General features: G+C 64.8%; 2 protein-coding genes and 1 pseudogene. 2 read left to right on the top strand and 1 reads right to left on the bottom strand.

What is annotated here, in order from left to right; all coding sequences use genetic code 11:
* Together EN994_RS31010 and EN994_RS31005 are read left to right on the top strand one after the other, a co-directional pair.
* Positions 1 to 672: glycine cleavage T C-terminal barrel domain-containing protein (locus EN994_RS31010; protein ID WP_281040814.1), on the top strand; the 672-nt coding region annotated here is incomplete at its 5' end.
* Positions 665 to 1,204, top strand: a complete 540-nt coding sequence (locus EN994_RS31005) for a hypothetical protein (protein ID WP_063169863.1) — start codon at positions 665 to 667, stop codon at positions 1,202 to 1,204. The genes EN994_RS31010 and EN994_RS31005, both read left to right, overlap by 8 nt.
* Positions 1,205 to 1,218: 14 nt before the next feature.
* Here the strand turns inward: EN994_RS31005 and EN994_RS31000 are convergent.
* Positions 1,219 to 1,485, bottom strand: a pseudogene (locus EN994_RS31000) (hypothetical protein); the annotation flags it as partial.

Here is a 1,485-nt window from a genome sequence, read left to right as displayed (position 1 = left end):
CTGCTGGAAAAGCTGCATCTTGGCCTCTCGCTCGACGATGCCGACCTGCCGCATATGGCGATCGGTCATGGCACTTATGCCGGCGACGAAGTCCGCATCGCCCGCGTCAGTTTCACCGGCGACAGGAGCTACGAGATTTCGATCCGGGCCGACCACGCCGAGCCGCTATGGGCGCATCTGCGCGAGGCCGGCCAGGCGCTCGACGCCATCGTCATCGGCCTGGAGGCGCTGATGATCCTGCGTGCCGAAAAGGGTTTTATCGTCATCGGCAAGGACACCGACGGCACCACATTGCCGCATGATCTCGGCGTCCACGGTCCGCGGGCCAAACGCAAGACCGAGTTCGTCGGCCGCCGCTCATTGTTCACCGAGGAGGCGTCGCGTGACAATCGCATGCAGCTTGTCGGGCTGGCAGTGCCGCAAGGCGAAGCACCGCTGCCGACCGGCGCGCATGGCATCAAACGGATCGACGGCAGATTGCGCAGCCAGGGCTTTGTCACCTCGAGCTACCAGAGCCCGACGCTTGGCCGCCCGGTTGCGCTTGGGCTGATAGAGCGCGGCGCGACGCGGCACGGCGAGACGATTGACATCCAGTATCTCGGCAAGATCAGCAAGGCGACAATTACCGCCCCTTGCGCCTTCGACCCGGCAGGAGACCGGCTGCATGCGTGATCTCGCGGAAAAATGGTCCGTTGCACCGGACTGGCAATCGGCGGTGATCAAGGTGCCCGGCCTTGTGGTGCGCGCGGTCTGCGGCCTCAACCAGTTGCTGGTCAGCGGCGACCTCGACGCGTGGGCGCGGGCTTCGAGCGCCGACGGGAACGGAGTCGGAGCCTTTGGCACCGCACAAGGTGACCGCTATGCGGCGCGACTGGCGCGCGACCGGCTGCTGATCGTCTCGAACAGCCCGCTTGCCATCGCCTCGGGCTGGCACACAGACGGGTTCGCGGTGACGGCGATCAGCGCCGGGTTGCAAATGTTCGAGGCCGAGGGCACGGCGCTCGACGCTTTCATCGCGCGTGGAACGACGCTCGATCCCAGCCAAGCGAGCGCCAGTGCAGCGCTGTCCTTCGCCGACATCAGCGCCGTCGTCTATCGCCATGACGCCAAGCTGCGCATCCATGTCGATCGCGGTCTTGCCGCCTATCTCTGGACATGGATGGAAATTGCCGCCGGCAACATCGCCGCAGGATCAGCGAAGTAGCCGGTTACGGCTGGTCAGAGTGTGAACGACCAGAACAGGCAGGCCAGCGTCGCAGCGGCAAAGACGACGAAGAACAGGCTGCGCAGCAGCACGTTGCGGCGCAACTCGTTCATGACAAAGTGACAACCGACGATCGCCGCGGCAAACAGGAACCGCCAGTTCAGCAATGTCCACACGGCGCTGCCCTGCCCGAACGCCCATCTGGCGACCATACAGCCGACGATGGTCGCAAACAGTGCGATCACGGTCCAGAAAAGGGCATCGGCGGCATGGGTCAGGAC

The organism is Mesorhizobium sp. M7A.F.Ca.CA.002.09.1.1, assembly GCF_003998555.1.
Taxonomy (GTDB): Bacteria; Pseudomonadota; Alphaproteobacteria; order Rhizobiales; family Rhizobiaceae; genus Mesorhizobium; species Mesorhizobium ciceri.
The sequence above is the reverse complement of the archived record's forward strand: the minus strand, read 5'-3'. Positions and strand labels throughout refer to the sequence as shown.